This window comes from Gardnerella sp. c12Ub_1 (assembly GCF_055804375.1).
On record NZ_JANUZC010000001.1, the window covers coordinates 493,299 to 519,615 of the forward strand.

A 26,317-nucleotide genomic window follows, 5' to 3' on the forward strand; every position below is an offset into this window, starting at 1 on the left:
TAAACACTTGTTTACACTACTAAACAAACTCACAATACGTAATTTTCAACTAAAACTCGTCATTGAATCCAAACTCATCGTTGCTAGTACTTGCGAAAATATCAAACTCTTGCTGATCGGCAGAATCGCCATTTGCGCTATTTGCATTATTTGTAAACGCGCAAGCGCCATCATTTGCAAGAATCTCACTAGCTCGTTTGGAAGCTTCACGCAAAGAGCCATCAAGAATCACAGCATCCGCGCAAACGCTAAACGCGCGGTCATTAATGCCCTCTAAATAAAGCCCACTCAAATTTTCCACGCGCGAAAGCGCAACATAGCCCATTCCAGGCGCAAAAGTACGGCGCAAATCCATAACAGCACTATCAAGCGTCATTCCTTGCGACTTATGAATCGTAATTCCCCACGCGCATCTAAGTGGCACTTGATTTACGCTAGCAAGAACCGTTTCGCCATCCGTCATCTCCCAAGCAGCAGGCTTAAGAGTAACAATATTGCCGTTTTCAAACTCAACAATTGGCCAGCCACCTTTGGATTCAGGCGCAAATCGCAATACGCGTCCAACAGAACCGTTCACATATTGCTTATCTTGGTCATTTCGCAAAGCCATTACAGCAGCACCAGCCTTTAATACAAGACGCTCAGGCGCAAGCATGTTCTTTTTTAAGCGCTCTACAAGATTTTTAGGTCCAGCTTGCGTTGCTACAAATTCGTGAGGCTCAGCATCAATCGACGCAAGTTGCACATTATTTAAGCCGTCCGCTTGCGCGTTTGTTGGAAAAAGATGAACCGAAACTTCGCTATCTTGAGGATATTCGCCAAGTCGACTAGCAAGAACTTGCTTATCTTCATTACTAACAATACCACTTCGAATATCCGTTAAAACGCTAAGAAGCTTTCCATCATCTTGCCTGTGTTGCTCTGTTAAATAGCACACAACAGGCTTTAGAGAATCCCACGCAAACGATTCCGTAATATAGCCTTCGGGATTTTTGCCAGCAGCAGCATACTTTTCTCGCGACGCAATAAACTCGGGGCTTGGCTCGAATACATCGCGATTTCGCATAGACGTGCTAACAGGCGGCAGCTGGAAGAAGTCGCCAGAAACCACCACTTGGAGGCCGCCAAATGGAGCAGGATTTTTGCGCACTTTACGGCATACTTCGTCAACCATGTCGAAAAGCCAAGCGTGAATCATGGAAACTTCATCCAACACAAGCACGTCTGTGGCTTTTATGCGCTTTCCTCGCCGAGCTCTAATGGTTTTAAGAAGCGAATCGGTAAGCGCGTTTGCAACGCCTGTTCCACTCCACGAGTGAATGGTTTGGCCGTTCAAATGCGTTGCTGCAATGCCCGTTGAAGCCGTTACAGCAACGCTTAAACCGTTTTCGCGCATTGAGCGCACAGCACGATTCAGAACATACGTTTTTCCCGACCCAGGAGCGCCTGTTAAGAACACGCTTGCGCCTGCGTTTATTATTTCTAACGCTTCCGATTGCTTCATTGGCAGCACCTTTTATTTGCGCTATTTGCGCATTTACGTTTAATGCGTTTGATAATCACGCTTGGTTTAATAATCACGCTTTTCTGCGGAATTTACATCTTCTAGAGCTTCGCCTCGGCGCTCGTAGTCGCGAAGCAAACTCGTGCTTTCAACGTGTTGTGCTCCCGCTTTTGCCTGGGATTCGCTTGGTCCTGGAGCTGTAACGAACATCATATCGCGGTAGTAGCGCAACTCGTCAATCGACTCAATAATATCCGCGAGCGCACGATGACCTCCGTGTTTTGCTGGCTTATTGCGGTAAACATCTGGGTAAAGTCTGCGCGAAATCTCCTTCAACGTGCTTACGTCGATTACGCGGTAATGCAAATTTGCCATTAAATCTGGCATGTAGCGGTCGAGGAACTTTTTATCTGAGCCGACGGAGTTTCCAGCAAGATGTGCTTTCCCGTGCTCTGGCAAAAAGCGCTTTACGTACTCAACAACCTGCTTTTGTGCTTCTTCTAGAGGCAAACCGTTTTTATTCCACTCGTCAACAAGACCAGAAGATGTGTGCATATTGCGCACAAAATCGTTCATATGAGCCACAGCAGCATCGCTTGGCTTAATCACTAAATCAATGCCATCGTCTAGAACTTTCAAATTAAAGTCAGTTGGAACTACAGACACTTCGCATAATTCGTCGTGGAAAATATCGAGACCCGTCATCTCGCAATCAATCCAAATTAAACGCGATTCTTCCGGCGTAAACGTAAGATCTTCCTTAGCTTCTGCCATTTTCGTTCCTTTCCTAATATTTTTTTGAACCCATCAGCCTACATCTTCCCTCAGACTATGAGCTGAGGCGAGCGAAATACTGATTTAAGCATCTAATAAATCCTGCATAAGTTCATCTGTGTTATTAAATGATTTTCCCTCATTTGCTTCAGATTGACGACGTGCTTCGTCAGAAAGATCAACTGGTTCAGAGACTTTGCCAATCTTAAAATTGCGGATTGCTTCATCCATACTTTTAAGAGTTTTAGAAGAGATACTCTTAGGAATAGTAAGCTCACGAGGTTCTAATAAAATACAACCGTTATCACATTCTTTAACATTGTAATAAGGGTATTTAGCTCCGCGCAGAGTTACACGCTTTTTACTATCAAGACGAACGTCATAATCTTTCACTACTTCCACAAAACACCTCATTTTTAGTGGGATATCCCACTAACTATACAATAATTTTATACGAATTGTCAAAACAAAAAACGACGAAAAGTTAGAAAGTAGCAAATAAGACTTAGCTAACTCTTCGCCGTTTAATGCAAAATTACTTGCGATTTATACGCGACTTATACGCAACTCGCGCACAACTTGCGACTTAGTTGTGGAAACCGCTGTAGTTTGGCGCTTCTGCAGTCATCACAATATCGTGAGGATGCGATTCCCTAAGGCCTGCATCCGTAATGCGAATAAAGCGACCGCGCTCCTGAAGCTCCTCAATATTGTGAGCACCAACGTAGAACATAGACTGATGCAAGCCACCGAGAAGCTGGTAAAGCACAGCGTTAAGTGGACCGCGGTATGGCACTTCGCCTTCCACGCCTTCTGGAACCACCTTATCGGAGCTAGTAACATCTGCCTGGAAGTAACGATCCTTAGAATAAGACTTCTTACCGCGAGGAGCCATTGCGCCAAGCGAACCCATGCCACGATAAAGCTTGTATTGCTTGCCGTGAAGCAAAACCTTCTCGCCTGGAGCTTCCTCACATCCAGCCAAAGTGCCGCCGAGCATAACGGTGTTGGCTCCTGCAACCAAAGCCTTAGCAATATCTCCAGAATAGTGAATACCGCCATCAGCAATGCATGGAATTCCAGCAGCCTTGCAAGCTTGAGCAGCGTCATAAACAGCAGTAAGCTGAGGCACACCAACGCCTGCAACCACGCGCGTAGTGCAAATAGAGCCTGGCCCAACGCCAACCTTTACAGCGTCAACGCCAGCGTCAATCATCGCCTGTGCACCCTGGCGAGTTGCAATATTTCCGCCAATAATTTGCACGCCATCAAAAGCCTTATCTGCCTTAATTCTACGAATCATGTCTAGTGCCAAGCGAGCTTCGCCGTTTGCAGTATCAACCACAAGTACGTCAACTCCAGCTTCCATAAGCGCACACGCACGCTGCCAAGCATCTCCAAGGAAACCAATTCCAGCAGCCACACGAAGTCTACCCTGGTCGTCTTTAGTGGCGTCTGGGTACTGCTCAGTCTTAACAAAGTCCTTAACAGTAATCAAACCTGTAAGCTTACCTTCGGCATCAACCAGAGGCAATTTTTCAACCTTGTTTTCTGCAAGCAAACGATGCGCGTCTTCTTTAGAAATATTAGAAGGACCAGTTACAAGATTTTCGCGAGTCATAACGTCTTTGACTTTCAAGCGATCGTAATCCTCGGAAGCAATGAAACGCATATCGCGATTGGTAATAATGCCAACTAAACGATTTTCGCCATCTACTACTGGTAAGCCCGAAATATGGAAACGCCCGCACAATTTATCTAAATCGGCGAGCGTTGCATCTGGGTGAACAGTGAGTGGGTCGGTAATCATGCCAGACTCACTGCGCTTAACAATATCTACTTGCGCAGCTTGATCATCAATGGAAAGATTGCGGTGAAGTACGCCAATTCCGCCATTTCTAGCCATTGCAATAGCCATATCCGACTCAGTTACTGTGTCCATTGCTGCAGAAATTGCAGGAACTTTCATAGTGATTTCGCGAGTTAGATGAGTAGTTGCATCTACTTCGGATGGAATTACATCGGTCTCGTTTGGAAGCAGAAGCACATCGTCATATGCGAGGCCGAGCTTTTCAAAAATTGGAGGAACAGGAGTATACGCAGATTGCATGTTCATATCAGTTGTAACCATAGGGTCACTATACGTTTTTGCTATGACGTTTGCAAAAGCCGCGTTTCATACACAATATTTAGTGGCAATTTTGCGCCGAAGCTACTACAGCGCGATTAAACACGACCAACTTCAATCAGCAGCGATTATCCACCATTTCGCTTTTCACGAATTTCGCAACTCTGGCAAACGTCTGCGCAAATATGGCATCATTGTAAGAATTGTAAGCAACGCCGCCGCAATAATCATGCCAACAAGCACGTAAACTGCTTTAAAGAACAGAATCATTATTGAGCCAAAAGATATGAGCGCCGCCCATCCCCACAAAATAAGCACCGCTCCTTGTACCGAGTGCCCAATGCGCAACATTCTGTGATGCAAATGCATGCGGTCTGGATGCATTGGCGACTGCCCTTTTGCAAGACGCCTGCATATTGCTAAACACATGTCTAAAACTGGCAAAAACAGCACTAAAATCGGAAGTAAAATCGGCATAAATACTGGCAAATAGATGCTTGTGTGCACTGCAGATGGATCTAAGTGACCTGTCATTATAATAGACGCGCAAGTTATTAAATACCCGATTAGCATGGAGCCAGAATCGCCCATAAAAAGCTTTGCTGGATGCCAATTGTGCAAAATAAATCCTACGCACATTCCAACCATTGCAACGTCTATAAGAGTTGCCATTGAAGCGTAGCTCGGAGACGTGCGCGCAAGAATATAAGAGTATGTTGCAAATGCAATTCCGCCAATTGCCACGATTCCAGAAGCAAGCCCATCGAGTCCGTCTACAAAGTTGACTGCATTAATTGAAGCAACTATTAGTATTGCGGTTATTGCGATTGAAAGGCTTGGAGAGGCTGTGACTAGCGACCCGAGTGGCAACGCTACGATTTGCAATCCTCCCCACGCTACAAAAACAGCTATTAGCAATTGACCTGCAAGTTTTAGCATCCAATCTAAATCCCAAATATCGTCGCAAACACCCAAAAGGCATATGAGTACTGCTCCAGCTAAAACCACCCATGGCTGGTGTGTTCCTGCAAAAAGCCCCGAAATAAAAGGCATGGAGCTTGCAAATGCCATCGACACAGCAAAGCCGAATAGCATTCCCACTCCACCCATACGGGGCGTAGGTATTGTGTGCACATCGCGAGCGCGCACTTTTCCAACAGCTCCTATGCGAATCGCAAGATGACGTATAAGCGGCATTATTAGCCACGTTGCGCCTCCTGCGATTGCTGCTATAAACAGGTATACCCTCATTTCTTGCGACTTTCTGCTCTTATCTGTTCTTCACTTATTACACCTTCGCGCAAAATCACAATTCCGTCTTTGTCTCTTGCATCCGCACCAACCACCGTGCTTGCTACGTGCGAGCGCGTTGGGCCAGCGTTTAAGTACAGCGGTATTTCGTCTCCAAAAGCCGCAAACGCTTCTTCTACGCTGTCTGCACTCTCGTTTCCGCTGCGATTCGCGCTAGATGCCGCCAATGGCCCCGTAACGCGCAAAATTTTCATTAGTTCTGGGCAATCTGGAACGCGCACGCCTTGCGTTGCTTGACTTTGCTCACTGCTCTCATCTGCTTTACAAAGCGTAGCAAGCCTTGTAGCTACCGAATCCTTTTTTGCGCGCGCGATTGGTGAATATCCGCCTGGCAGGAATTTTTCCGCAAGCACGTCTAGCGGGTTTGGCAAGTAAAGACCAAGTTTTTCTAAGTCACTTACACTGCTCATAAGTATTTGCAAGGCTTTTGTGCGCGGCCTGCGTTTTAGTTGGTAGATTTTCGCTACTGCCGCCTCGTTAAATGGGTCGCACGCCACTCCGTAAACCGTGTCTGTTGGCACTACGATTACGCCGCCCGCGTTAATTATTTGCGCTGCAAGTTGCAATGATTCTTCGTTAATTGTGCAAATTTTACTCATTTTTAGCCCCTTTTTTGCATACTACAAATCTTGCTCTGTTTGTTAAGTCGTTTTTGACTTTTGCACTGCTAAATCCTATGTTTTTTGCATAATCTGCAAGCGCTTTTCCTTGCGTAATATCGTGTTCCATAATCATTATTCCACCCATACGCAAATATGCAAAACTCGCTTTTACAATTTTTTGCGGTATTAACAATCCGTCTTTAGATCCCCCGTATAGCGCCATTTTTGGGTCGTAGTCGCGAGCTTCAATCTGCTCGACTGGCTTGCTTTCTGGCACGTATGGAGGATTCGTAATTACTACGTCTACTAGTCCTTTAATCGCACTTATTTCAGGCAGATTAGCGTTTGTAGCATCGCCTAATATTGCGTGATATCTGTTTGAAATATCATATTTTTCCGCGATTTTGCGATAGTTTTTTTGCAAATATTCAAAAGCTTCATGCGACTTTTCCACAGCCCACACTTGCGCGTTTGCAACTTCGCTTGCTACCGATAATCCAATCGCTCCCGACCCTGCACATAAGTCTAAAACAATAGGATTTTTTAGATTATTTGCGCGAATCCAATCTATTCCCTCTTGAACTACCACTTCTGTCTCGGGACGCGGCACAAAAACGCCTTGCCCAACTATTAGGTCTATGTAGCGAAAAGTGGCGAATCCAATAATGTGTTGCAATGGCTCGCGCGATGCACGTCTAGATATAAAATCGCTATATTTGCTAGCATAATCAGGCAAAAAATCCTTAAAATCGCCAAGTATTAGCGCTTTGTTTAAGTCTGCTAAACTTACGCCACAAGCGTGAGCCAGTAGCAAACGTGCGTCGTATTCTGCCGACTCTACACCTGCATCTTCAAGTTTTTCGGCAGATGCGCGCAAAATGTGCAAAATTTCTTGCATTTTACAAGCCACGTGGTGATTTTACTTAGAGTACTTAGCTTACTTGGCTAACTTAACTTACTTGGCTTAATTGGCTTTAGCTAAGCGATCGGCTTCATCTGCCTGAATATCGCTGTCTATAACCGCTTGCAAGTCGCCGTTAAGCACCTGGTCAAGATTGTATGCCTTGTAGTTTGTGCGATGGTCCACAATACGGTTTTCTGGGAAGTTGTATGTGCGGATTCGCTCGGAGCGATCCAACGAGCGCACCTGCGAGTGGCGCATATCCGCCGCCTCCGCCGCCTCCTGCTCGTGCTTCATAGCGAGCAAACGCGACTTTAGCACGCGCAAGGCTGCAGCACGGTTTTGAATCTGCGACTTTTCATCTTGCATGCTAACCACAATTCCAGTTGGAATATGCGTCATGCGAACCGCGGAATACGTAGTGTTAACAGACTGTCCACCAGGACCAGAGCTCATGAAAATGTCGATTTTAAGGTCTTTTGGATCGATTTCAATTTCGTCATCGTCTTCGTCTGCTTCTGGGAACACGATTACGCCAGCCGCGGAAGTTTGAATACGCCCTTGCGATTCAGTTACTGGGATTCGCTGAACGCGATGCACTCCGCCCTCGTACTTCATGCTTGCCCACACGCCGTCTTCTGGAGCAGGTGTGCCTTTTGCGCGAATCGCAAGCTGCACGTCTTTTACGCCGCCAAGCTCCGTCGCATTTTCGCTTTGGATTACTGTAGTCCATCCGCGCTTTTCCGCGTAACGCATGTACATACGCAATAAATCGCCAGCAAACAGAGCTGCTTCTTCGCCGCCCGTACCAGCTTTGATTTCCATAATCATGTCTCGCGCATCGTCTGGGTCTCTAGGAATCAGCGCTGTGCGAAGCTTTTCTTTTGCTGCTGGAATCTGCTCTTCTAAATGTTTTGCTTCTTTTGCTAAGTCTTCATCTTCGCTTGCCATCTCGCTAGCTACTTCGTAGTCTTCGCAAAGCTGTTTGTAATTTAAGTATGCGCTTACAATCGACCCGAGTTCTGCGTGCCTACGACCGAGCTTGCGAATTGCATCTGGATTAGATGCTACTTCTGGCTGCCCCATGCGATTTTCAATATCGCGGTATTCGTTTAGAGCTGTAACCGCTGCTGGGAATTGCTCATCTATTGACTCGGCCATTTTGTTCCTTTGTAGTCGCGCATAACGCGGATTTTGAATCGAAAATATTAAATTAAATATTGTAAGATACGCACATGCTTAGCACATAAAACGCCAGCCCCGATTCCGCGAAGTTACACGAAAGCAGGGCTGGCGATTAAAAAGCTACTTAGTCTTCTTACCGTAGCGCTTCTCGAAGCGAGCCACGCGGCCGCCGGTATCGAGAATCTTCTGCTTGCCGGTATAGAATGGGTGGCACTTTGAGCACACGTCAACCGTCATATGATCGCCATTAGCGGTGGAACGAGTTGCAAAAGTGTCTCCGCAGGAGCAGGTAACCTGCACTGCGTGATAGTCGGGATGAATACCCTGCTTCATAATGTCTCCTATGGAATTCGGGCGACCCGGGTCGCAAAGCCCCAATAGCTAAGCGTGAACCGGAACCTTCGCTATTCTAGTCACTACCCTCGACTCGCTTAGTTATTCTTACCATCTTCGCGCTTTCGCCTATGCTTAGCAGCGAAGCTAGCAAAACCAACAGATGCCAACAAGCTTGCGATTAACGCAGATTGCGAAGCATCAACACCCGTTTGAGGAAGCAAATCGCCCTTAACTCCCGTCTTTTGCTTATCTTGCAAAGGAACAACAGGAACAGGAGCTGGCGCAGGCTCATACGCTGGAACAACATAATCCGAAGGAACCGTTGAATAATCAGGCTCAGGCGTTGGCTCAGGCTTTGCCGAATCCACTATGTCAATATACACAACAATCTCCGCACGACGCCCATACTGGTCAACAGTTGTAAATTTAACTTCCACTTTAGGCTTGCCGTCTACAATCTTAGGCGTGCCAGAAATCTTGCAAGTAGTGCCATTGCAAGAAGGAAGAAGACCATTAGAGCCAATGCCATCCGGAATGAAATTGTTTATTGTAAAGTCGGTATTATCTACTTTAACAGTCGCATTCCCACTCGAATTCTCCGTTAAGTTTGTAAGCGTAAACGTTGCAGGAATACCCGAAACCGCAGAACTTCTAAACTCAAACCTCATAGGCTTCATAAGCTCAAAGTTTGCAGTAATCGTAGTTTCGCGCGTTGGCTGTGGCTCAGGCATCGAAATCTCTGGATTTACTCCAGCATTGCGCAAAACCTGCTTCAAAGCTTCCAAACTAGACTTCTTGGAGCTGCGAATTATCTTTGCAACAAATGGCTTATCTGCTTCATCAGCAAGCTCAGCGAGCACCTCTCGCTGTTCATCACTGACATCACTCTTATTAGTTTCCTCATAATTAGCAAATGTCAAGTCTATTCCAGCTTCTTGCATCAAATTCTTCAAAGATTCTATTGAAGAATGCTTGGAATTGGAAATTTGCTTGGCAAGCCATGGTTTTACAGCTTCCTTAGCAATTTTTGCAAGCAAAGCTTTTTCATTAACTTGTTCAATGATTTTGTCAACATCAATGCCATTTTGAACAAGCTTATCCTTAATCTCTTGTAAGGAATCATGAGACTGACGAATTTCAGAAGCTAGATTATTGTTACCCTCACTTTCTGCAATCTGAGCTAATTCTTCGCGCTTAGCATTGTAGATTTGCTCAGCGTGTTGCTTTCGCGCTTCGTTCAGAAGATTTTGCAAAGCAGCAGGCGTAGAGTTATGCGAATCACTAATCAGCTTTGCTGCATATGGCATACCATACATAATCGCCATTCGATACAGAGCTTCGCGCTCTTCTTCTGTAGCCTTGCGCTTATCTACTGGAGCCGCTGGAGTCTCAGACGTGATAGAAGTCCAATCCTTGAACACGTAGCCATTAGCTGCAAGCACATCTGGAACTGGCATGTGCAAATCCTTAGCGCCTTTACGCACCCAGTATGTGAACACAGGAGACTTCATTTCTCCGCCACTACCAGCTACATACGTCACCTTTCTATAGTTCTTTTCTATGAACTTTGCTTCCGCAGTGCCTTTAGCTGGCAAATCGTTATCTGCAATCACATTAGGCAAAACGTACACACGCACAGGCAACTTAGTTGTAACAGTTTTTTGCTTTCCTGTAGTCTTATCAATTTCATCAGTAGGCTTAGTTACATTCACCATAATTGTTGAAATTCCAGGCTTCGAAACATCAACAGTAGAGCTATCATCTATAGATACACTCACTCTAGGGTCAGTGTTATGTACGAGCTTATTAGCGTTTGGAATACCCTCACCCACAGCAATAACTGTCTCTGGAATCTTCACATCGTCAACGCCATTTTGCTCAGCAACAAAGATGCGCGGCTTACTAATATCCCAATTGTCATGTAAGAGTATGTTCGATTTAACGCCTTTTGCATCAAACATTTGCCACTTTGTAAAACCAGAAAGTTCTGCAGCAGTATCGCTTGCAACTTTTTGAGCAAACTTAATGTTATCTTCTTTATCTTTTCCGTGACGAATATACAGCAGTTTTGGCTTATGCGAACCATCGGCCCACGTTCTACCAAATCCTGGCATAAAGATGGTTGCAACATATCCATCTGGAATCTCGTCTTGCTTGGAAGCGTCGATAACGTTTGGCGTTTTATTATACACTGCCGTAAAAGTAGTGTTTTTATCAAACTTCATACCAGCAATTTCAGCACTAGAATATAGCTTAATTTTTGGCGGATTCGACACAGTAGTAGGTGTTGGAGCCGCAGAAGCAAACAGTGTTACAACAGGAACTACTGGTGCAGCAGCATTTGTGCCATCCGTAGCATTTGGCGTATTAGCCGAATTTGCTACAGATGCAGCATTTTCACGCATCTCCCAGCCTTGGAACTCATAATGGTATCCATTTGCATCGTAATCTTTGCCAATAACCTGCGGTGCCCGAACACCACTAGCAGATTGCTTATACGCGTAGTACAACTTGCGCGAACCTTGAGCAAATTCACCCTTGCCATTTGGTGACTCACTATCATTCTGAGCATTCTCAAATTTGACTTGAACGTAATATTTTGGATCAAGAACTTTATTACGTTCAGCATTAACACCAGTTTGCGCTTCAGGATGTTTAGTATCTTCCTGCGGCAAGCTGTCTGGGTACATCAACTGATAAAGCACCTTTAAGCGTCCTACAAGTCTATAAGTCTTGTAATCTGCTGCATCCTTATACTTAACTGTAACTTTCAAAGGAACAGTGTACAAAGCAGGCTTCTTAAGCATCTTCTGCTTTAACTTATTTTGTTCAGCTTCAGTTGGCAAATCATATTCGACTTTTATGTCTTCTATGCCATTATTCACAGCAGCATCTGCTTTGAGCTGAGACATATTAGTTATAAAATCGGTTAACTTTGGAAGCGTGTCAGGCTTATCTTGCACAGCGACCAAGTAATCAGTCTGCACTGCTGGCTCTGTCCAAGGAGTTTGATCTGCCACGAACTCTTGGAATGGTTTATCAACTTTCCAATTCGAAACATCATCTATAGGCGTTACTTCTTCTTTGCCATTAATCATGCTGCTTCGATTCCAAGTTCCCTTAGCATTGGTTAGGTTCTCTTGAAGCCTTGTCAACGCACTAGTCTGGTCGCTAGCACTGTACGGAATATGCGAAAGATCAGTACCCTTCTTTACGTAGAACACCTTAGGGCCGTCTGTGCCGTCCTTCCACTTTCGTCCTGGAGCAGGCTTGAAGATTGCAACTACAGAATCTTCTGGAACTGTTCCATTGTCGGACGAGCTGGAGAAGTAGTCGATTCGCTTGTAAACAGCGGTGTAAGTAACATCCTTACTGAACGTGTCTTTTTTGTAGCGATCTTCAGACTTAATATCGTAATTAGTTATATTTGCAGGATCGGTTTCAGTGCCAGTAGTCCAACCCTTAAACACGTAGTGATAATGATCGTCCTCGTATTCCTTACCAAAGGCTTGCGGAACGCGAACAGAAATATCCTTCTTACCCTTATACACATATGCAAAAAGCGAAGGTTTACTAGCGCTAGTCTCGCCGTCATGACCAAGAATCTTACCCTGCTTTGAATCACCAGTAAAAGTGACTTTAACATATTCGTTATTTTCTACATGGCTCTTGCCGTAATCACTTTGGCTAAACTTATCCCAATCGCTTTCGTATACCAAGTCTGGTAGCACACGGTACAGCACTTCAGTTTCAGCAGTGTTTCCATCAAGCTTCACTTGCACTTTAATCTTGTGCAAGCCTGGAGTGTTGTCAAACTTTTCGTCTTTGCCGAATGAGAACGTAGCACCCTCTGGATACTCCTTAGCATTCGTTATAAGCTTCTTAGCATCATCAGTACTTCCAGTACTAATATTCTCAAGTGGCGTAAGCACTTGCGGAGCTGCAGCAACAGGAGCTTTAAGCTTGAAGTGAGCAATGTAAATTACTTCAGGGCTGTTCTGCTCTTCGGAGCGAATCGGCAAGCGACTTACGCCATCTGCATACTTAAGAGTCGTAGAACCAGCTTCAGACGAACCGATTTTCGAAGTCCATCCATCAAACTCAAATCCATCCTTCGCTTTTACTGTTGGAAGCGGCATCTGGTATGCCTTCGTGCCCTTAATTGCGTCGTACACAAGAACAGAGTCGTCAGCTACATTGTTGTTCTGCCAGTCAACAACGCTGCCCATAGAGCTTTGGTTATCAGCCACTTTAAACACGTAACGCGTGTAGTGATCCGGGCGAGCTTGCTTATCGTCATTGCGTTTAAGCACGCGAACGTCTTTATATTTGAAGATGAATGTATCTTCTCTAGTCTGCTTACCTTCGCTATCAGTAGTATAAGTAATATTCTGCTGTGTGCTTTCCGGCATAAAGCCTTCAATCGGCTTGTAGAATACTACGTCGTACTTTCTGTTTACAGAGCTGACTTCGCTTTCTGGAAGAAGCTCCTTACCGTTTTGATCAATATACTTTACCTTATACTTGCGCGTATTGTACGTTTGGTAAATAAACTCGCCAGTATTCTCAGATTCAGTACTCGAGGCTTCAAAGCTCGTGAAATGCTTATCTGGGAAGTGTGTTTCATCACTGTAGACTGCTTCAGCATTGTAGCGCAAATGCTCGCGCAAGCCGGAAACCGTTTGAGTAGAAACGTGGTCTACCATCGCGGCTTTTTCTGCGTCTGAAAGACCCTCTTTCTTATAGTCAGCAAACGTGTACCCTGGCTTTAAGAATATGTGCTTAAAAGTACCGTTGTAGCGAGTATCCCTAACCCACACTGCATCAAGCTTTATATCTTCTACTACTTTATTGCCAAAAGCGTACGGCAAAGTTTTGCCGTTCTTAGTAATTTCCCAACCGTAGAAGTCGTAGCCCTTACGCGTTGGAACCTTTATATCATTCTTTTCGTCAATAACATTGTAGCGAGCGAACTCTTTTTTCTTAACTACATCTTGGATAGTATTGCCGTTTTCGTCAGTTCCAGGCATATGGTAGTCAAGCGTCACAGTGTGCTTAATATTAGTTGGCTTACCCCAGGCAGCGTAAAGCTTAATGCCGTTGACTGGCATTGTAATATCTTTGTTTTCGCCATTTATAAACTGAGTACCAGCCTGATCAACAGCCCAGCCTTTAAACACATAGTCTTCTGGCAAATCAGCAGGGCGAACGATGGAGTAAGTCTTGCCGTTAAGTGTGAATGTGTACTTGCCATCGAACTGAGTTGCGGTGTTATCACCACCATCTTTAGTTACAGAAGCATCATAAGATGTATCGTTTCCGTATAAATCTTTGTCTTCGCCCGTCAAATTATCTTGTCCGCGCTTAGTCAAGCTATACTCATACGGCAGGCTATCTTTAGCAGCGACATTGTCTTTTGTTATAGCATTGCCGTCCGCGTTATAAAACTGCACGTCGTACGACTTGCGGTTGTATTTAAATACAAGGCAGCCGTTTTCATCAAATTCTTCTGAGTCTTCGCCTCCACCAGCTAAGTGCTTACGGAAGCCTACATGGTACTTTTTCTTAAAAGTTTCTTTAGCATCATCATCTAGATCATCCCAGTCTTTTTTTTCATCATCATTTTCATATTCAATAGAATGTGAATATAAATCTGGTAATAGCTTATCATCATCAAAATCATTACTATCATATTTCTCTATACGACCCTCTTTTTTAACAGAGTTAAAACCAGCTATGGATGAAGACTTATGATCGTATTCCGTGTTACTAGTATCATCTTTGCTATACGAATCCGTTGAAAGCACATAATCATCATCGCCTGGATTATTGCCGCTTTTAGCAGAGGCAATACTTTGCTTTTCAATGATTACCTGAATAGGCATAACCTGAGTATTACTGGTATCAGCTGTAAGCAGACGCTGATTATCTTTTAGCTCGTATGTATTATTTGGATCACTATCAGGATTATCACTAATTTTAAGCTTGTGCTCATTACCCACTACACGGAATTTAGGGTCAGCAAATTCTTTTTTAGTAAAACGAAATGGAGGAGTATCACGAAACTCTGTTTCCCCTGCATATCCAATACGCCACCCAAGAGAGCCTGTATCTTCATTAAAATCTAATTCATTTACATCAGGCCAAATATCAGTAAGACTTTGACCATAACGAACATTTACACGGTAACCTTTGTGGTTAATTGTATTGCCATCTTCGTCATTCTTATCATACTTCTCTGAGCAATTGCCACCGCCAGCATAGCAATAAATAGTTGTTTTGCCGTTTTCGTCAAGTCTTTTTATAGCAGCATTGTTTAAACGCTCAGCATCTTCTGAAGATTTAAGTACAGCAGGCTTAGCAAAAATAAGCTCGTACTCGCTGCGATCGTAGACTAAGTCAAAAGTATTATCTAAGTCGTTAGCAGAAAGCTTAGTGCTTGTATTATTAGGATCTTTTGTGTATCTTTTAGTAAGCTTCTTATTCACATGGAAGTAGCGCGTGAATAAATCCTTGCCCTTGTTTTCAGCGTCACCAGGATTCGTGGTATCATACCCATCTAAGCTTGTTACAGGCGTATCGTTCATCCAATTGAACTTTGCAATTAAGCCGTCTTTGTGATCAGAATTTTTACCTTGCAACTCTTCTTTAGTTAAGCCAAGCTCAGAGTCCAAAATAGGATTATCTTTATTAGTGCCGCTTAATTTATTAGGATCATTAGCAACGCCAGCATCGTTCATGCTTTTAAGATCAACGCTGCTGCCAGTCTTAACGTTCTTGCGCTCAACAAGACCAACAAAGTCGTAGTTTACAAGCGACTTTGGATGCTCTTTATCTACCAAATCCGCTTTTTGTACCCACACGTTCACGCGATAGTTGGTGGTTTTATTCTCTTCCCAAACTGCGCGGAATTGCACATTGTGATCCGGCATCTTAAAATCTTTGTCAGATATAACAGTAGGATCACTATATAACCCAGAACTTGGATCATTTACTGTATTAGGATCTACTAAAGACCATCCTTTAAAAGTGTAACCTCGCCTAGTTGGCTCTGTGACACCTGGCACTGTCTGCTGATAATACACTTTTTGAGCAGTAACATCCGTGCCGCCGTTAGAATCGTAAGTAACTTCATACGCTTTACGGTAGTAGCGAAGGTTCAAAACAAGCTTATCTTTTTCATCTTCCGAATCCGAAAGCGGCGAGCTAATCAAATTGTGCTCTGGCTCGTAGCCTGGAATGTACGTTGAAACAGCTGTTACATCCGAGCCAACTGTGCCCGTAATCTCAGTAACGTGAATATTCTCAGTAGTGCCATCCTTATGCTTTACAGTAATTACTTTACCTATGCCCAAATTCGGAGCATCGTGGAACTCATCCTTATTATTGAGATCCTGCACCAAGTGACGCACATAGTACTTAGCTGTTTTAGGAGCGTAGTTGATGTTCAGCTCGCCGTAGTGCTGGATGCCATTGTCTTCTGATTGCGTCTGCGCAGACGATGGATTCTGCGGATTTTGCGGAGCTTGAGCGCCGTTACCTCCTCCAACAACCTGCCTTTGCTTTACAGCGTAATCAGTAATCAGCTTCTTGCTTAAACGCAAGTAGCGAGTAGCATCCGCATCCGTGCCATTGTCAATAACATAATTGCCTTCGCCGTTTTTAATGTAGTACTGGTAATCCCCGGAATGGTATACGGATGGACGGTATCCAGCAGCCTTTGGAAGCTCAATGTACTCGTACTTGTCATCTTTGCCGAGCTTATCGAAGTCTTCTTGATCAATCGTAAGCTCGTACGGCTGCACAAGCTGCTTATTTGCAGCGCCGCCAATCGTATAGCGAATTTGCAAATTATACGTAGCTTTTGGCTTTTTGTCGGTTTGTACCTGTTCGTTGGCAGCGTTTTGGTCGCCAGCTGTTAGATTCTTCTCATTCGGCTTAATTACCTGGCTGTTTGCATTCGAATCATTATTGGAGCCATTCGCATTCTCATTGCTTCTATCTGTGCTTGAAGCACCTGCATCTGCACCTTCAGGAGTTACACTACTCCCATTGTTAGCACCGTTGGCGCTTTCATCAATACTCCTACGATTACGCACTTTTTGCGTAGTGGAATCATTCTTCGCCTTCGCGGTATGCTGTGCACTTCCAGTGCTTGCAGACTGTTCGGCTGCAGGTTGTTCAGCTGCAGTCTTAGCATTCTCAGAATCAGCATTAGCGGTAGATGGCGCTGCTTTTTCTTTCTCATTCTTTGCAAGAGGATCTGCGCTTTCAGTGCTTGCAAGATTCGCACTTGCATTCTGTTCACTTCCAGACTGCGCGTTTTCTGTGTTCGTAGTCTTCGCTGACTTTTGATCTGGCTCAGTCTTGGCAGAAGAATCCGTCTTTGCAGCAGGCTCAGTCTTGACAGGCTCTGCCTTCGATGCAGGAGTCTCAGCTGGTTTTGCTTCTGCAGGCTGCTCTTTCTCAACAGTTTTACTCTTTGGCTTTGCTACATTTGAATTATTTTGCTTGCCCTTAGTTGCAGTCTTAGTAGCACTATTATCTGCAACCTCAGAACCATCTTTAGTAGCAGACTGATCTTCAGTTGTATGCTTAATTTGCTTGCTGCTGGATTCCACGCTAACATCATCGCTACTATTGGTACTAGCAACCGCGCCATCACCATCGACATCATTATCACCATTGCCAGTCTCAGAAGCAGCATCATTACTAGCCTCAGAAGAATCGCCAGCAGCCGCTTCCTGATTATCAACGCCTGCCGCGCTAGCATTAGAATCAGCATTAGAATCAGCATGCTTAACTAAATATTCTTTAGCAGAACCAACCATCTGGCGCCTAGCAAGCTCAGAAGTAGCGCCCGTGTTAAGCAAACCATTGTTATATAAGCCGTTTGGGTCGCCATTGCCTTTGCCAGCATCCTTGCCAGAAGTCTTAGCAGCACTCTTTACATAAGACGAATCAAAAGAATCAGCGTTAAGAGGAGTCTTAGCTAAAGCCGTTGCACCAGGCAGCAACATAGACAGCGTAGACGCTAAAGCTACGGCAGCAACGCCAATGCGACCAGAAGCATTATTCGCACTTTGCGAAGAAACATTCTTTAAACTACTAACGCCTTTATTTTTAGCGCTTTTATGCTTAACTTGCTTGCTGCTCGAATTACCCTTGCTAGCAACGTCTTTTGCTTTATCCACGGAAACTCCCAACTCGTAATACTTAACCCTTGCATTTTACCAGATAGCACGGATACCCCCCCCCCATAAGTATTTTTGTTTCAAGGGTTTTTGCTCGAATCGACTTGCATGGGCGCTTTGACTGAGCTTGAAATTGCATAACGCATTTCAAGCTCCTTCAAAGCGTGATTTGGCTCAAATGTAAAGTCCAGTGGACTTTACATGCCAAATCAGCCGAGCGGCTACTAATAGCCGTGAGGAATAGCGTAGCGCGCGAATGCACTTCGATTCGCTGAGCCGCTTAAGGCAGAAGCACTGCTTCTGCGCGGCGAAGACGTTCGCGCGCTTAGACCGCGCGAACGATTTTCCGCTTTTTGTACCATTTTCTAGTCAAATTTGGTACAAAATGCGGAAGTTTTTCCGGAGTTTGTACGTGTTTTAGGCCAAATATGGTACAAAGTGCGGAAAATCGTCGATTCGCGTGTGCAGAAATAACAAAAACCGCGCAAGCCAAGAAAATCTTGACTATGCGCGGCTTGTAAAATCTTAGAAAATCCTAGAAAATCCTAGAAAATCTTAAAAATGCCAAGCAAATCTTAAAAAATTCTAAGCAAAAATTCTAAGCAAAACCTTACTCGGCAGCAGGAGTTTCGGCTGCAGGAGCAGCAGCATCAGCAGCAGGAGCGGCAGCTGGCTCTTCTGTAGCAGCATCTTCTGGAACGGTGACGCTAACAACAGACTCTTCGCCATCCATATCGAGCACAACGCCCTCAGGAAGCTTAACGTCTTTAGCAAACACCTTGGTGCCATCTGTCAAGCCGTCAACATTAACAACCAAGCGCTCTGGCAAGTTGGCAACGTCTGCACGAACCTTAAGCTCCTGAACGTCTACGAATGCAACAGCAGCACCCTTTGGAGTGCCTTCAACAAACACTGGCACCTCAACGTCAATCTTTTCACCAGCCTTAACTTCGTAGAAGTCAATGTGCTCAACAATGCGCTTAACAGGGTTGCGCTGAACATCCTTAACAACTGCGATTCGAGATTCCTTGCCAAACTTAATAGTGAATAAAGCGTTTGCGTGACGAAGCGAAAGAGTGGTCTCCCTCATTGGAAGAGTAACGTGTACAGGTTCAGCACCGCCAGCGTAAATGCTTGCTGGAATCAAATTGGCAACACGCAAACGGCGAGCAACGCCCTTACCGAATTCATTGCGCACATTGCCTTCAAGTGTAATCTTTGTAGCCATATCGGTCTCCTTAATTATCTGGATAGATTGATTAATCCAGCTTCAGGCGCACCGACGCGCCGAAAACCATATTGGCATCAGCCCAGTCGATAACGGAACTTACACAACAATCGCAGTGTTATTCCCTCGCCAAAGCAACTTGTCTAGTCTACAAAAACACTTTGACATGCGCTTATCCAAAAAATATCAACACAAAATCAAGGCAATATCAAGGCAAAAAGTGACTTGAGCTATACAAGCTATTATCATATATAAAAGAAGTAAGCGCGCATTAAATTGTGTGCTTAAAAACAAGCTGATTTTGTGACTCAAGTTGTAACACAAATTACATGTTGCAACACAAATTTATGACTCAAGATTAGCGCAATTAAGGAGCAGACGTGTCCGTGCTAAACACACTCCAGAAGCAAGCTTTCAACCTTGCCCGCAAGGCCTTGCAAATCGGCAGCAACTTCGCGCATCCAGTTAGCGACGATCGCTCGGGAAGCCAAGACTACCCGCAAGTCGAAGAAAAACAAGAAGCAACAAACACGCTACTTGCGCAAAAATCGCGTCTGCCTCGCGTAGATCTGCCTCGCGTAGAAGAGTGGGGCGCAGAAATGCCAACCACAACGTTCCTAGACCCACAAACTGGCTTGTTGACTACAAAAACCGAGGGAAGCGCTCCGCTAGATGAAGGCACAAGCATCTACGACTTGTATGCCGATAGAGCAGCCCGAATGGGAGACGATCCGCTTTACACGTACAAAGAAAACGACGAATGGGTTACAAAAACAGCAAATCAGTTCCTTAAAGAAGTGCGAGATGCCGCAAAAGGCTTAATGCACTACGGTTTGCGCAAGGGCGATGCTGTTGCGTTAATGTGCAAAACATCGTACGAGTGGGATATTGCTGACGCTGCAGTTATGGCTTGCGGAGGCGTGCTTGCTACGATTTACGACACTGATTCTGCCGAGCAAATTCGCAACATTGTAAACAACTCCGATTCGCGCTTTTTGATTGTTGGAACAACCGACATGAAGGAAAAGGCGGACGGCGCAATCGAAGAGTGCCCAAGCCTTGAGCGCATTATTTGCATAGAAACAGGCGGATTGGCGGAACTTCAGGCTTTTGGATACGCTGTTAGCGATGAAGAGCTGGACGAGCGCATTGACTCGGTTAAAAAAACCGACTTGTGCTCAATCGTGTACACTTCTGGCTCTACGGCTGCGCCAAAAGGCGTGGAAATGACGCATGAGCATTATTGCACAACGGCGTTAAACTTGCCGATTTATTTGCCAGACTTGCTTAGCGAGCCTGATGGATCTGTGCTGTTGTTCTTGCCTCAAGCACATTCGTTTGCGCGCGCAATCAACTATATTGTTGTTGCTAGCACGCTTAGAATCTACATTGCACAAGGCATTACAACGCTTATATCCGATCTTCAAGTTGCAAAACCAACCGTTATGATTGTTGTTCCTCGTGTGCTCGAAAAAGTGTATAACGCGGCTTCGCAAAAGGCAGGTCACGGCGCTAAGGGACTTGCCTTCCAGGGTGCTGTTGTTACAGCTCAGCAATATATGAAGGAAGTACAGGATTCTGGAGATGCTAAGGCGCTAACAAAGGCTCGCCGCGCTGCTTACGATCCGCTAGTTTACCGCCCGATTCGCCAAGCGCTTGGCGGACGCGCGCGCTGGATTGTTGCTGGCGGGGCTCCGCTTGACCCAGAGCTGCTAGCGTTCTTCCGCGGCGCAGGCGTGCCAGTTTACGAGGGCTACGGTCTTACGGAAACCACTGCCCCATGCGCGTTTACACCTATTGGCGTTCCATTCCGCGAAGGCTCCGTTGGCATTGCTTTCCCAGCTTTCACTTTGCGAATTGCTAAAGATGGCGAAGTCCAAATTAAGGGCACTTGCGTGTTTAAGAGATATCACAAGAATGAAGAGGCCACAGAGACTTCGTTTACAGAAGACGGATGGTATGCTACTGGCGATTTGGGCAGAATTGACGACGATGGCATGATTTACATTACTGGTCGCAAGAAGGACTTAATCATTACTGCTGGCGGAAAGAATGTGGCTCCTGGCCCTATTGAAGAAGTGATTAAGCGTTGCGAGCTTGTGTCTCAAGCTCTTGTTCTTGGAGATAAGAGGCCATTTATATCTGCTCTTGTTACTTTAGACGAGGAGATTTTGCGCAATTGGCTTAAATCCAAGGGTTTGGACGAGACTATGAGCATGGAAGATGCCGCAAATAACGCGGTTGTGCGTGCGGAAGTTCAAAAGTTTGTGGATCTTGCAAACGAAGGCGTATCGCGCGCGGAATCTGTGCGAAAGTTCATTATTTTGCCAGAAGAGTTTACTCAAGAAAACGGCTTAATGACGGCTTCTATGAAGATTATTCGCCCTCGAGTTATTAACCGATACGCTAATTTGCTTAACACGCAAATGTACACGATTCGCAAGAAGTAGCGCTGATTAAAGCGTGGCATTAATCGCCAGCAAACCTACTTGCGATTTACGCGCGAACTACTCAAAACCGCGGTTGACTGGTCTTAACTGACTCGTCTGCCGCGGTTTTTGTTGTTGATTTTGCCCGCGTTTGTTCCCTTTTACCCGCGTTTGTTCCCTTTTTGGTCAATTTTGGAAACAAAAGCAAGAAAAAGTAAACAAACACGGGGAAATTATGCAGCTCGAAATCGTCGATTCGCAGTTTAATCCATAGGTATTTGCTAGAATCACATTGAAAACTATATACCCCCCCCCCGGTAGAAAATATGTTTTCCAAAACAAGACGAACGGCAAGAAATTGCTAAAAATCTTGTTCAAAAACACGAGAACTAACGATTTCCTATTATCAAACATGAGGAGAGGTTTTATGAATGCTAAAATCGCAGCAGCTATATCTTTAGGCGCAAGTTCACTGGCATTATTCGGTGTGGCAAATGTGGCCAACGCTGTTGAACAGAATCCAAACATAACTCAAGAAACTAACAATGTAGTTAACAGCGCAAATCCACAATCCGAACCACAATCCAATCCAAAATCCAGCGAAGAAGCAAATAAAGAAGCAAACAAGCTTGCAGACGAAGCCGAAAGACTAGAAAAAGAAGCCAATACAGAATTTACAAAAGCTCAAGACGAATATAATCAGGCTAATCAAGCTGCAACCGACGCCAACAATGTTGCTAGCACTGCACAATCTAAGTTAGAGGATGCTCAAAAAGAGAAAACTCTCGCAGAAGAAAATCAAACTAAAGCAAATAAAGAATTGCAAGAAAAGCAATTGCAGGCATCTAAAGCAAAAGACGAAGTAACAGCAAAAACTAAAATCTTAGAAGCAGAAAAAAATAAAGAAAAAGCTGCTTTAGACGCAAGGAAAGATGCTGCAAATGCACAAATAGAAGCCGAAGAACTTAATGCTTCTGCTCAAAGTGACGTTGCAAAGCATAAAGAGCTAGCAGATAAAGCAGATGAAGATTTAAAAGATAAGCAAAAAGCTCAAGAGAAAGAAAACGCAAATCTGCAACAAGCCAAGGATGTCCTAAGCAATGCAAAAAAAGAGCATCAGGAATTATTGCAAAATGCCAATCAGGCAGATGTACTTAAACAAAATGCAGATAAGCTTGTTGAAGAAAACAATAACAATCAAAAGAAAATTACGGCCCAGATAGAAGCGCTTACAAATCCAAAATCTGCTAGCGAAAATGAGAATCTTAAAAATCTAGAAAAAGAAGCTCAAAAAGCGCAAGAAAAAGCAGATTCAGCAAAGGCTAATGCTGCTAAAAAAGATTCGGAAGTCAACTCTGCAAGCGACAATCTTACAAAAGCAGAAAATGAGCTTAAGTCAAAGAACAAAGACTTTTATGATTTAAAAAACGATGTAGAGGAAGCTAAACGCACAGCAAAACAAAAAAGTGACGAATACGATCTTACCGCAGATACAGAAGATTCAAACAAAAAAGTAGAAGAAAAGTCTGACTTCTACAAGTTCTTGCAATATGTGATTGATACCGAAAAAGCTAAGGAAAACGCAGGCAACGCTGACCTTATTGCAGACGCTGAGCGCGCTCAAAAAGTCCTTAAGGGTGAATCTTATACGGTTCCTGATAAGAACAAAACTGTTGGAAATGTCACACATACTACTCCAGGATACACAGTTTATGCTCCAACTTGGTACAACGACTTAGTAAAGCCTGGACTTGGCAGGGTTGGTAGCGCAGACTCGCTGCAAAATATGATTGAAGCATCAACATACTACGATGCTCTTAACAAGCTGCGCAAGGCAGACGATTCCTTGCCAGAAGTCGGCGTGCGCTTAACGCATATTGCAGAGAGCATTGTACACTCCTTCTACTCCGCCGCGTATATTGGTCATGCTGTATCTCATGAACCTAATAATGTAGCAGAAGATTTAAAAACACATGCATATAATCGATCTGCGGAAAATGTTGCGTGGAGCAACAAGTTAGACGGGCACGATAGCACAAGAAATCCACAGAAGTTTGAGGACTGCGAGGTAACAGACGAAGGTCATTTTTCTTGCAAAATCAACTCTGGCGACTCACACAACGCTCTAGACGGTTGGTACACAATAGAAAAAACCTTGTACGACAACACAATTAGCAGCGGCAAATGGGCGAATCATAAACTCGCAAATGGCGCTAAAGAAATACTGCAACAACATAGACATGATCTTGCAGATTTTACTCGCAATACAAAAACTATCTTATTTGAAAACGACAATGATGAATCGCTTACTAAGAAGTTTATAAACGCAGTTGGCCATTACACAAACTTTGCCGATAGGTCAAATACTGCTGCGGGCTTCGCCGAAGGCGACAACTCGTATGACAATAAAAACAAATACCAAGATATTGCCATGTGGCATGGTAGCAACGAATCGACGATTACAGTTAGCCAATATAAGGATTTGCTTGATGCTTATGTTAAAAAAGTTAATCCTAATAACAATAACTTGGAACCAGATAACGCAGAAAAGTTGAAGCAGCTTAATGCGGACGCAAACCTTGCAAATATGGCTATTTTTAACGCCAGATATAAGGTTTTGCAGAAAAAGCACGCCATGAGCGAACAGGATCGTGCCGCTATTAAAGGCCTCGAAGAAAAATTCGACGATGCTGTTAGCAAATTTGAGCAAGCTCAAGAAGAGTCTAAAAACGCAAATAAAACCAAAAGCATTCTGGAAAAATCTGCTGAGGCTGCGAAAAAGCTTTATGAAGAAGAAGAGCAGAAGGCAGATGCTAATGCTCAGCTTGACGAAAATGCTAGAGAAAACAAAAAGAAGCAACTTGAGCAAGAACTTAAAAAGTTGCAAGCAGCTTCGACTGATTTGAACAAAAATGCTGATAATGCTAAGAATACTGCAGAAGAAGCTCATAAAGCAGCAAATGCAAAACAGGCTACGATTGATGGCGATTTGAGTGATGCTGTTAATACTGCTCAAGGCAAGGTGGATGCTGCAAAGCAAGCGGTTCAAGCTGCAGAAGCCGACAAGAATAGGGAAAGTGAAGCGCTTGCGGCTGCTAACAAAAAGGCTGATGAGCTAGCTGATAAGATTGCTGAATTAGAGAAAACAGTCGAAGCGGAAACTAAAAAGATTGAACAAGCAAATAATAGAGTTTCTGATGCGCAAAAGGCTGTTAAAAGTGCTAATGATCAGCAAGAACGAGTAAACAACGAGCTTTCTGCTTTAAGTAAAAGAGCAGATGAGGCAAATAAAAAGGTTGCAGAAACTAAAGCTGATGTTTCCAAAAAGATTGAGGCTGTTAAGGCAGCTAAAAAGACCGTTGCAGATGCTAAGGCTAAGGTTGCCTCTGCTCAAGCCACTCTTAAAGCCGCAAAAGCTAAGGTTACAACAGCACAAAAGACTGTTAAGGCTGCTGAAGCTAAGTTTAACGAGATAATCAAGAAGCTGCCTAATGAAGCTACTCGGGAAACATACAGGGCCAAGTTCCTTGCTGCTACTGGGCGATTCCAGAATATGCAAACGGATTTGATGAGCTACACCACGCAGCTTGAAACGTTGACAACTACGTTGAACGATAACGCAGACGCGCTTAATAAGAACGTAAAAGACACAGTGGTTCCACCAGCTCCAGAGCCGTCAGTTCCAGTTCCAACGCCACCTGCTCCTGCTCCTGCTCCAAGCGGAGATAGCGACACAACGCCTGGTTCTGGTTCTGATTCTGGTTCTGATTCTGATTCTGACTCCAGCTCTAGTAGTGATGCTTCTAGTAGCAACTCCAACTACTACAACCAGTATCTTGCAGGATATGCAAACAACTTGTTCGGAAACGAGCAACTTGGCTTTAACGCTGTGATTCCAGCTGCACAATCGCAGAGTGCAAACGGAGCTAATGCTCAGAACGCTAATGGCGTTGCAGCGAATAATGTTGCAGGAGCTGCGCACGCTAACCGCATCGCAGCAGCGCTTGCAGCCGCTGGCGCTAAAGCTGCAGCCAAGGATCTTGCTAAAGCACAAGATGCTGCTAAGGATTCTGCTGCTAAGAACGAGTCTAAGCAGGATAATGCAAAGAACGATGCAAAGGATTCTGCAAAAAGCGAATCTAAGAGCGAATCTAAGAGCGAATCTAAGAACGCTCAAGCTTCTGGCGGCGCACAAAACGCAGCACAAAGCGCATCCAACAGCACTACGTTTAAGGTTGTTGCAGCTATAGCGGCTGTTGTTGCAGGAATCGCAGCAATCGGAGGCGGCACTTACTTTGCTCGCCATCGTCGTGCGTAATCAAAACTAAAGAAAACAAAAACCGCGGTTGACTGGTCTTATAGCGACTCGTCTGCCGCGGGTTTTGTATCTATCAACAACAAAACCCGTCAAATCGCTCGCGCGTTACAGCGCGCTATTCCTCGCGGCTATTAGTAGCCGCTCGGCTGATTTGGCATGTAAAGTCCACTGGACTTTACATTTGAGCCAAATCACGCTTTGACTGAGCTTGAAATGCATTATGCAATTTCAAGCTCAGTCAAAGCGCTTTGCAGCGCAGAAGCAGTGCTTCTGCCTTGAGCTGCTCAGCGCTCCAAATTGCCTTCTCGCGCTACGCTCTAAGCTCGAAGGCAGGTCGTCGCGCCCGCGCATTTTGTACCAAATTCGACCTAAATCACGTACAAAATCCGTCAAACAACTCCGCACTT

13 protein-coding genes are annotated in these 26,317 nt (G+C 44.6%); 2 read left to right on the forward strand and 11 right to left on the reverse strand.

The annotated features are described in order from the left end of the window. Positions 1-49: 49 nt before the first annotated feature. From NYP65_RS02000 to NYP65_RS02050, 11 genes are all read right to left on the reverse strand, one after another. Positions 50-1,504 (reverse strand): PIF1 family DEAD/DEAH box helicase, encoded by a 1,455-nt coding sequence (locus NYP65_RS02000; protein WP_004130615.1) that lies wholly within the window; start codon positions 1,502-1,504, stop codon positions 50-52. Between the two features lie 66 nt (positions 1,505-1,570). Next, entirely contained in the window at positions 1,571-2,278 is a 708-nt protein-coding gene (orn, locus tag NYP65_RS02005; RefSeq protein ID WP_018623796.1) for an oligoribonuclease, read from the reverse strand. Positions 2,279-2,362: 84 nt separating this feature from the next. Continuing rightward, on the reverse strand, positions 2,363-2,680 hold the full coding sequence (locus NYP65_RS02010) for a hypothetical protein (RefSeq protein WP_101889604.1): 318 nt from the start codon (positions 2,678-2,680) through the stop codon (positions 2,363-2,365). A gap of 184 nt (positions 2,681-2,864) precedes the next feature. After that, on the reverse strand, positions 2,865-4,409 hold the full coding sequence (gene guaB, locus NYP65_RS02015) for an IMP dehydrogenase (RefSeq protein WP_473410532.1): 1,545 nt from the start codon (positions 4,407-4,409) through the stop codon (positions 2,865-2,867). A gap of 144 nt (positions 4,410-4,553) precedes the next feature. Further along, complete coding sequence (locus NYP65_RS02020) at positions 4,554-5,657, reverse strand: MraY family glycosyltransferase (protein ID WP_004130608.1); 1,104 nt, start codon at positions 5,655-5,657, stop codon at positions 4,554-4,556. Further along, positions 5,654-6,316 (reverse strand): L-threonylcarbamoyladenylate synthase, encoded by a 663-nt coding sequence (locus NYP65_RS02025; RefSeq protein WP_004130606.1) that lies wholly within the window; start codon positions 6,314-6,316, stop codon positions 5,654-5,656. The genes NYP65_RS02020 and NYP65_RS02025 overlap by 4 nt, the downstream gene beginning before the upstream one ends. After that, the gene (gene prmC, locus NYP65_RS02030; RefSeq protein WP_004130604.1) at positions 6,309-7,217 is read right to left on the reverse strand and encodes a peptide chain release factor N(5)-glutamine methyltransferase; all 909 of its coding nucleotides are present in this window, start codon (positions 7,215-7,217) and stop codon (positions 6,309-6,311) included. Before prmC ends, NYP65_RS02025 begins: the two co-directional genes overlap by 8 nt. A gap of 66 nt (positions 7,218-7,283) precedes the next feature. Then, the gene (prfA, locus tag NYP65_RS02035) at positions 7,284-8,381 is read right to left on the reverse strand and encodes a peptide chain release factor 1 (RefSeq protein ID WP_004132881.1); all 1,098 of its coding nucleotides are present in this window, start codon (positions 8,379-8,381) and stop codon (positions 7,284-7,286) included. Between the two features lie 144 nt (positions 8,382-8,525). After that, entirely contained in the window at positions 8,526-8,738 is a 213-nt protein-coding gene (gene rpmE, locus NYP65_RS02040; protein WP_473410533.1) for a 50S ribosomal protein L31, read from the reverse strand. A gap of 98 nt (positions 8,739-8,836) precedes the next feature. Then, positions 8,837-17,935 (reverse strand): InlB B-repeat-containing protein, encoded by a 9,099-nt coding sequence (locus NYP65_RS02045; protein ID WP_004132882.1) that lies wholly within the window; start codon positions 17,933-17,935, stop codon positions 8,837-8,839. A 610-nt stretch (positions 17,936-18,545) separates the two neighbouring features. Further along, positions 18,546-19,163, reverse strand: coding sequence for a 50S ribosomal protein L25/general stress protein Ctc (locus NYP65_RS02050; protein ID WP_128831793.1), 618 nt, complete (start codon positions 19,161-19,163; stop codon positions 18,546-18,548). 380 nt (positions 19,164-19,543) lie between these two features. Between NYP65_RS02050 and NYP65_RS02055 the strand changes: the two genes are divergently transcribed. After that, on the forward strand, positions 19,544-21,613 hold the full coding sequence (locus NYP65_RS02055; protein ID WP_128831794.1) for an AMP-dependent synthetase/ligase: 2,070 nt from the start codon (positions 19,544-19,546) through the stop codon (positions 21,611-21,613). A 406-nt stretch (positions 21,614-22,019) separates the two neighbouring features. Beyond that, the gene (locus tag NYP65_RS02060; protein ID WP_415697567.1) at positions 22,020-25,910 is read left to right on the forward strand and encodes a coiled-coil domain-containing protein; all 3,891 of its coding nucleotides are present in this window, start codon (positions 22,020-22,022) and stop codon (positions 25,908-25,910) included. Positions 25,911-26,317 lie beyond the last annotated feature (407 nt).